Origin of the sequence: Lysinibacillus sp. (assembly GCF_032093475.1) — a bacterium.
Lineage (GTDB): Bacteria > Bacillota > Bacilli > Bacillales_A > Planococcaceae > Lysinibacillus > Lysinibacillus irui.
The window spans coordinates 19960-27342 of the sequence record NZ_DAMDAY010000051.1 but is presented as its reverse complement, the minus strand read 5'-3'; the positions used below and the strand labels follow the sequence as shown (position 1 = coordinate 27342).

The 7383-nt window shown below is 38.4% G+C and carries 10 protein-coding genes and 1 pseudogene; 6 read left to right on the top strand and 5 right to left on the bottom strand.

Annotation, left to right across the window (positions count from 1 at the left end; all coding sequences use genetic code 11):
- Nucleotides 1–9: 9 nt before the first annotated feature.
- Nucleotides 10–240, top strand: a pseudogene (locus RT445_RS12320) (prepilin peptidase); the annotation flags it as partial.
- Between the two features lie 32 nt (nucleotides 241–272).
- Nucleotides 273–995, top strand: coding sequence for a gamma-glutamyl-gamma-aminobutyrate hydrolase family protein (locus RT445_RS12315; protein ID WP_312505366.1), 723 nt, complete (start codon nucleotides 273–275; stop codon nucleotides 993–995).
- A gap of 109 nt (nucleotides 996–1104) precedes the next feature.
- On the opposite strand, the gene lexA is transcribed toward RT445_RS12315, so the two are convergent.
- The gene (gene lexA / locus RT445_RS12310; RefSeq protein WP_004232118.1) at nucleotides 1105–1722 is read right to left on the bottom strand and encodes a transcriptional repressor LexA; all 618 of its coding nucleotides are present in this window, start codon (nucleotides 1720–1722) and stop codon (nucleotides 1105–1107) included.
- A 166-nt stretch (nucleotides 1723–1888) separates the two neighbouring features.
- Between lexA and yneA the strand changes: the two genes are divergently transcribed.
- Entirely contained in the window at nucleotides 1889–2203 is a 315-nt protein-coding gene (gene yneA / locus RT445_RS12305) for a cell division suppressor protein YneA (protein WP_312505368.1), read from the top strand.
- Entirely contained in the window at nucleotides 2200–2865 is a 666-nt protein-coding gene (locus tag RT445_RS12300) for a YneB family resolvase-like protein (RefSeq protein ID WP_312505370.1), read from the top strand. The genes yneA and RT445_RS12300 overlap by 4 nt, the downstream gene beginning before the upstream one ends.
- A 40-nt stretch (nucleotides 2866–2905) precedes the next feature.
- On the opposite strand, the gene def is transcribed toward RT445_RS12300, so the two are convergent.
- The 4 genes from def to RT445_RS12280 form a co-directional block, all read right to left on the bottom strand.
- Nucleotides 2906–3478 (bottom strand): peptide deformylase, encoded by a 573-nt coding sequence (gene def / locus RT445_RS12295; protein WP_312505372.1) that lies wholly within the window; start codon nucleotides 3476–3478, stop codon nucleotides 2906–2908.
- A complete protein-coding gene (locus tag RT445_RS12290; RefSeq protein ID WP_274797284.1) occupies nucleotides 3471–3662 on the bottom strand; it encodes a helix-turn-helix transcriptional regulator in 192 nt (63 codons plus the stop codon). Before RT445_RS12290 ends, def begins: the two co-directional genes overlap by 8 nt.
- 90 nt (nucleotides 3663–3752) lie before the next feature.
- Nucleotides 3753–4292 carry a DJ-1/PfpI family protein gene (locus RT445_RS12285; RefSeq protein ID WP_312505373.1) on the bottom strand — a complete coding sequence of 180 codons (540 nt, stop codon included), beginning with the start codon at nucleotides 4290–4292 and terminating at the stop codon, nucleotides 3753–3755.
- Entirely contained in the window at nucleotides 4289–4819 is a 531-nt protein-coding gene (locus tag RT445_RS12280; RefSeq protein ID WP_312505374.1) for a GNAT family N-acetyltransferase, read from the bottom strand. Before RT445_RS12280 ends, RT445_RS12285 begins: the two co-directional genes overlap by 4 nt.
- Before the next feature lie 185 nt (nucleotides 4820–5004).
- Here RT445_RS12280 and RT445_RS12275 point away from each other — a divergent pair, with 185 nt between their 5' ends.
- The gene (locus tag RT445_RS12275) at nucleotides 5005–5238 is read left to right on the top strand and encodes a DUF896 domain-containing protein (RefSeq protein ID WP_274796159.1); all 234 of its coding nucleotides are present in this window, start codon (nucleotides 5005–5007) and stop codon (nucleotides 5236–5238) included.
- A 126-nt stretch (nucleotides 5239–5364) separates the two neighbouring features.
- The gene (gene tkt / locus RT445_RS12270) at nucleotides 5365–7359 is read left to right on the top strand and encodes a transketolase (protein WP_312505376.1); all 1995 of its coding nucleotides are present in this window, start codon (nucleotides 5365–5367) and stop codon (nucleotides 7357–7359) included.
- Nucleotides 7360–7383: the final 24 nt, after the last annotated feature.

The following is a 7383-nucleotide window of genomic DNA, read 5'->3' as shown; positions in this document are numbered from 1 at the left end:
ATGGGTTGAGGAGATATTAAATTATTCTTTTTAATTGGACTCGTTCTTGGCACAATCAATACACTGTTAACACTATTTCTGGCGGCAGTTATCGGTATGATTGTGGGGGTTATCATTTTGTTCAAGCGTAAGCAAGGAAGAAAAACACCCTTCCCCTTTGGTCCGTCTATCGCCTTAGCAGCGATCATTGTTTATTTTTATGGTGATTCATTAATCAATTGGTATTTAGGTTTTTGGTAATTGTCAATCTTCAAGAATATGGAGGGAAGCAAGTGAAACCGGTTATTGGCATTACAGCCTTTGTGGAGGATGATTTATCCGTTCATTTAAATGCTGCTTACAGTCAAAGTATTATTGAGGCGGGAGGAATTCCGCTTATTATTCCTTTAGGTGTTGAGGAGGATGCGGCTCAAATTTTAGCTCTTACAGATGGTTTATTGTTATCGGGTGGCTATGATGTGCATCCATTTCTATTCGGAGCAGAGCCATCACCAAAGCTAGGGAAAATTCATCCAGCGAGGGATACAGTTGAACTAGCTTTAATTGAAGCTGCTTTTATACGAAAAATGCCTATTTTCGGTATTTGTCGTGGAATCCAAATTTTAAATGTCGCATTAGGTGGTACTTTATATCAGGACATTGATAGTGACCATTTTAGTACGAAGTTGCTTAAACATGCACAGCAATCAGGTCGAGCTGTAGCTACTCATTATGTACAGATTATTGCAGATAATTTATTAGCAACTATTTTAGAACAAGAGAAAGTTGCTGTAAATTCATTTCATCATCAGGCTGTGAATGTTCTAGCAGAGAAATTAAAAGTAGCAGCGAAATCAAGCGATGGTATTATCGAAGCGGTAGTTCATGAAGATTTACCATTTTGCTTGGCAGTTCAGTGGCATCCTGAGGAAATGGCCATAGCAGGAGAAGAGAACGCTATAAAATTATTTTCAGCATTTGTAGAGGCTAGCTTAAAGTTCAAAAAAGAAGCTTAGAAGGGCATAGAGTAAAGAATCCAATGCTAGTATGTGGATTCTTTTTTTGCGTAAAAAAGAGGATACATGCTCATAAGGAACATATAATCCTCGATACCTATTTTCGTAATTAATGCACACGACGGTAGAGACCAACAACTTGTCCTAAAATAGAAACTTGATCGACAATAATTGGCTCCATGGATGAATTTTCAGGCTGTAAACGGAAATGGTTTTTTTCTTTGAAAAAACGTTTTACAGTGGCTTCATCCTCAGCTGTCATAGCTACAACAATATCACCGTTATTGGCTGTTGCCTTTTGCTTCACAATGACTAAGTCCCCATCTAAAATTCCTGCTTCAATCATTGATTCCCCCATAATTTCAAGCATGAACAATTGATCTTCACTTGTGCCATACGTATCTGGTAGCGGGAAATACTCTTCAATGTTTTCAATAGCTGTAATAGGAGAACCGGCTGTAACCTTACCAACAAGTGGAACATGAATTACTTGTTGCTTTTGAATGGATTCTTCAGGCTCTAGAATTTCAATCGCACGTGGCTTTGTTGGATCTCGACGAATAAAGCCTTTTTGTTCTAATCGAGCTAGATGACCATGAACAGTGGAACTTGAAGCAAGTCCAACTGCTTCCCCGATTTCTCGTACTGATGGTGGATAGCCCTTAGCTCGTACCTCTTCTTTAATAAAAGCTAAAATATCCTCTTGTCTTTTTGAAACTTTTTTCATGAGTGCTCACCTCTTTTTTCTAATATCATTCTTCTTATTTGATAGTATAACAGAATGCGAACACGTATGCAAACATAGGTTCGAAAAGTGTTTGACAAAAACGTTTGTTCGCTTTATTATGAGAACATACATTCCGAACAAACATTCTACAAAAGGGGTTTTGAACATGACATGGTTAAAGAAAAACACACATATTTCAATCTTGATGGGAGTTTGTCTACTATTTGCAGGATATCTTTACATTACTGATCCAGGACACGTTAGTTACGCTGAAATTCAAATCGAACACGGGGATAGCTTATGGTCGTTAGCAGAGCAATACCGTGGTAAAATGAGTACTGAAGATTGGATTAAGCTTGTGAAAACAGAAAATGAGCTAGCGGATATTAAAATTGTGGCAGGAAAATCTCTAGTCATTCCTGTAGTGAGTAATCAGGCCGATCCCATCAATACCATTGAAATTGCGAGAAACGAACAATGATCAATAATCAACTGTCGGCTGTTGTCTATTGCCGTGTAAGTACTGAAAAGGAAACACAAAGCTCGTCTTTAGAGCGACAACAAGAAGAGTTACTGCGCTATGCAAAAGAGCAAGGTTATGAGGTGAAGGGCGTTTTTAAGGATAAGCACAGCGGCTACGATGTAGAACGTGAGGGCTTACTTGAAATGCTTGATTTCATTAAAGAAAAGGGGATTAACGCGCTTTTTGTACAAGATGAAACACGTTTAGGACGTGGAAATGCAAGGATGGCTGTGTTGCATTTGTTACAAAAATCAGCAACAGATGTTTTCTCTATGCGTGATGCAGGACCGGTGCAACTAAACGAAATGGACACGATGCTGCTTGAGATTTTAGCGATAGTAGAGGAATACCAGCGTAGAATACATAATGCTAAAATACGTAGAGGTATGCGCCGTGCTGTAGAGAATGGCTACCGTCCTGAAAACAATTTATCGAATCGAGGTAACCCGCATGGTCAGGAGCGTAAGGAACTACCTGTAGATGAAATTGTCAAGCTGCGTAAACGTGGATTTACCTTTGAAGAAATTTCTATAACGCTTAGAGGGTTAGGTTTTGAAGTTAGTAAAGCGACTGTCCATCGCAGATTTCAAGAACATCAAGAAAGATTAGCAGGAAAATGATATAGCCTGCTAATCTTTTTTTATCTTCTGTACTTCGCTATTAATAGGAAGATAAGCTTTCTATGCTTACGTTAGTAGGTAGTTTAAAAGGGTGTTCTTTATTAATTCGGTCATAAAACATAATGCCGTTTAGATGGTCGATTTCATGTTGGACAACAATTGCACCATAGCCCTGTAACTGCACGATGATTTCTTGTCCATTAATGTTATAACCTTTAACCTTAATACGTTCATATCTTGGCACAAAACCATGGACTGGTCGATTAACAGATAAACACCCTTCTCCCTCTGGTAAATAAATCATATTTACTGAATGACTGATTATTTTAGGGTTGATCAACATCATTTCATAGTCATCAAAAAATATAGCAAACATTCGTTTATCTACGCCAATTTGGTTAGCTGATAGTCCACTTCCAGGTCGAAGCTTATATTTTTTTGCTAGATTTGGATCTTGGCTATTTTTTAAATATTGCAGCATTGATAATAATGTATATTGGTCTTCTTTTGTCACAGGGATTGTCACTTCTTGTGTTTGTTTTCGTAATAATACGGAGTCCTCTTTTACGAAATCTTTCATAGTAATCATATAATTAGGATGAAATCTATTCATAGATAAACACCTCATCAATACGACTATTGAGGACTTTAGCAATTTTAAAAGCTAATTCAAGCGTCGGATCGTACTTATCATTTTCAATACAATTGATTGTTTGTCTGACAACCCCGCATTCCTTAGCAAGAGCAGCTTGTGTTATTCCTAATCTTTTTCTCAAAACTTTGATAATATTCTTCAGATTTACCCCTCCATTTTTGTCCGAAGTATTAGACATTATTATAGCGAAAATCTACAAGAAATGTCCAAGGGATTAGACATGTGGAGTGTTTTATTTTTCATACCAGTTGGCATTAAAATTTAGATTTAGCGCTTTCCCTAAATTAATACCGAATTGAATAAAGGCTCTACCACGTGCTGTAATGATATGGCCGTCTTGCACAAAGAGTTCGTCAGAATAATGTCGTAGATCAAAAATCCCTAACTGTCTTATTCCATCTAAAGGCAAACCAACCGTGTATTGTTTGTTTGCTAAAATTCCAGCCTTTGCTAATAAATAGGGGGAGCTAGAGATACTTGCGATAATGCCTTCTTTATCGTGGATTGCACGTATAAAATCGAATATTTCCTGTTCTTGTTGTAGGCAAGATATGTCCATGCATCCTGGCAATACAAGACTATCAATATCAGCTAAGTTCGCCTCGCTTATTAGAGAATCCACTACACAGCATAAACCCGATTCCCCGCGTATTGGTTCATTGTCTAAACCTAGGGTGATGATAGGTTTGCCACCTTGCATTAATATAGACAAGGCCACGCTTAATTCATATTCACTAAATTGAGGGTATAATAATACAGCCGTTTTCTTCATTCACACTCTCCTTTGTTCGTCCACTCTTCCTGCAAAATGGCGTAATAAAATTCATCCCACCAATCTTCACCATGCGGTATACATTTTTTAAAAAAACCTTCACGTCGCATACCTATCTTTTCCATGACCCTATATGAAGCGATATTTTCGGGCTGACATGTTGCAATTATTCTATGAAGCTTCATTTCGGTGAAGCCATAATCTAAAACAGCACGCGCCGCTTCAGAAGCAAACCCATGGTTCTGATAAAGAGGATTTAAAACCCATCCGATTTCATAGGTATGTTCACCAAAGTATCGGTGAAAAACAATATGACCGATCACCAATTGTTGCTCTCTTAAAACAATGGCAAAATGTTTGGCTTGTACATCACTGTTTTCTATTATAAATTTTCGTACCTGTTCTTCATCGAAAACGCCTTCAGGCATGTAATGCATCACCGTTTTATCTGACAAATAGCTATAAATAGCAGGAAAATCTTTTGCTTCAAAATTTCTGATAAGTAATCGTTGAGTTGTAATATTCACGTTCATTCCCCCAATATCTATCAATTTTTCCCTTTTACTATAGTTATACACCTCTAACATCTGGAAGTCATGTGAATAATAGCAAAGAGGTGTTATTAAGGGTTGGTATAACTGCATTTTAAGGGAAACCATGCTATACTTTGCATACTGAAGTCTTTAAGATAGGTATTGAAAGGTGTGTAACAATGTTATCAAAAGAAAAAATTAATCGAATTAATGAACTTTCTGCCAAAGCAAAAAGTGGACAATTAACAGAGGAAGAGGCAAAGGAGCGAACAGCGCTTCGTAAGGAGTACTTAGATACGTTCCGAGCAACAATGCGCGATACGATTGAAAATGTAAAAGTGGTGGATGTAGAAGGTAATGATGTCACACCAGAGAAGGTTAGACAAGCGAAAAAAAATAAATTTCTAAATTAATGTGACACAATTCAATAAAGTATGTATGAAAAACCAAATAGTATAACAAAAGCATTGTTTTCTACAGCAATGTTGACTAAACTGTAAAAGAACAATATATAGGACGAGAAAGGATGTCACAATATAATGACTCAACATGCGGATCTATTAGCAATTAATGCTATCCGAACTTTGTCAATCGACGCTATTGAAAAAGCAAATTCTGGTCACCCAGGTTTACCGATGGGGGCAGCGCCAATGGCTTATACGCTATGGACAAAACAATTACGCCATAATCCAGCCAATCCAAAATGGTATAACCGTGATCGTTTTGTACTGTCAGCTGGTCATGGTTCAATGCTTCTATACAGCTTACTTCATCTTGGAGGCTATGGTTTACCAATGGAAGAAATTCAAAATTTCCGCCAATGGGATTCATTAACACCAGGACATCCTGAATACGGTCATACAGTAGGTGTAGAGGCAACAACTGGTCCTCTTGGTCAAGGGATTGCTATGACTGTTGGTATGGCAATGGCTGAGCGTCATTTAGCGGCTACTTACAATAAACCAGGTCATGACATCGTTGACCACTACACATTTGCACTATGTGGTGATGGTGACTTAATGGAAGGTGTAGCTGCTGAAGCTATTTCATTAGCAGGCCACTTAAAACTTGAAAAATTAATCGTGCTTTACGATTCTAATGATATTTCTTTGGATGGTGACTTAGAAAAGTCATTCTCAGAAAACGTGCAAAAACGTTTTGAATCTTATGGTTGGAATTACTTAAAAGTAGCAGATGGTACAGATGTTGATGCGATTAATGCTGCCATTGAAGAAGCGAAAAAATCAACTGGCAAACCAACATTAATTGAAGTAAAAACGGTTATTGGTTTTGGTTCTCCAAATAAATCTGGTAAAGCAGATTCTCACGGTGCACCACTAGGTACAGATGAAGTTGTTTTAACGAAAGCTGCCTATGAGTGGGCTCACGAACCGTTCAAGATTCCTGCAGAAGTATATGATACATTTACTGCTGCTGCTGAAGTGCAAGGAGCACAACCAGAGGAAGCTTGGAATGCTAAATTTGCAGCATATAAAGAAGAATTCCCAGAGTTAGCAGCTCAATTTGAAAAAGCAATGAATGGTGAATTACCAGAGGATTTTGCTTCTGAATTACCAGTATATGAGGCAGGTAAATCAGTAGCAACGCGTTCTTCATCTGGTGATGCGATCAATGCCATCGCAAAGAAAACACCATCTTTCTTTGGGGGTTCAGCTGACCTTGCCGGCTCTAATAAAACAACAATGAAGGGCGCTGGTGACTTCTCAGCAGACGATTATGCAGGTCGCAACATCTGGTTCGGTGTTCGTGAATTTGCAATGGGTGCTGCTATGAACGGTATGGCACTTCACGGTGGTTTAAATGTATTTGGTGGTACGTTCTTCGTGTTCTCAGATTACGTTCGTCCAGCAGTGCGCCTATCTGCATTAATGGGTCTTCCTGTAACATATGTATTTACACATGACTCAATTGCAGTAGGGGAAGATGGTCCAACTCATGAACCAATCGAACACCTTGCATCATTACGTGCAATGCCAAATCTATCTGTTATTCGTCCTGCAGATGCAAACGAATCAGCAGTCGCTTGGGAACTTGCAGTAGCTTCTGAAAGAACACCAACAGTTTTAGTATTATCACGTCAAAACTTACCAGTACTTGACGCTTCTATTGAAACAGTACGTGAAGGTGTGACAAAAGGTGCTTATACAGTGTCTCCTGCTACAAAAGAAGTTGCAGATGCGATTTTAATCGCAACAGGCTCAGAGGTTTCACTTGCTGTTGAAGCACAAAAAGCATTAAAAGCTGAAGGAATGGATGTAGCTGTTGTTTCAATGCCATCTATGGATCGCTTTGAAAAACAAGATGCAGCTTACAAAGAATCTGTTCTACCAAAAGCTGTGACAAAACGTCTTGCGATTGAAATGGGTGCATCATTCGGCTGGCATAAGTATACTGGCTTTGAAGGTGATGTGCTTGCTATCGATAAATTTGGCGCATCAGCACCAGGTGAAGTAGTAATGGAAAAATACGGCTTCACGGTAGAAAATGTCGTAGCAAAAGTAAAAGCATTATAAAAGAAACAATGAATACCGCAACAC

Coding starts and splice junctions, on each gene's coding strand:
- lexA (WP_004232118.1), bottom strand. CDS start 1,722: ATGAAAAAAGTTTCAAAAAGACAAGAGGATATTTTAGCTTTTATTAAA.
- yneA (WP_312505368.1), top strand. CDS start 1,889: ATGACATGGTTAAAGAAAAACACACATATTTCAATCTTGATGGGAGTT.
- RT445_RS12300 (WP_312505370.1), top strand. CDS start 2,200: ATGATCAATAATCAACTGTCGGCTGTTGTCTATTGCCGTGTAAGTACT.
- def (WP_312505372.1), bottom strand. CDS start 3,478: ATGAATAGATTTCATCCTAATTATATGATTACTATGAAAGATTTCGTA.
- RT445_RS12285 (WP_312505373.1), bottom strand. CDS start 4,292: ATGAAGAAAACGGCTGTATTATTATACCCTCAATTTAGTGAATATGAA.
- RT445_RS12275 (WP_274796159.1), top strand. CDS start 5,005: ATGTTATCAAAAGAAAAAATTAATCGAATTAATGAACTTTCTGCCAAA.
- tkt (WP_312505376.1), top strand. CDS start 5,365: ATGACTCAACATGCGGATCTATTAGCAATTAATGCTATCCGAACTTTG.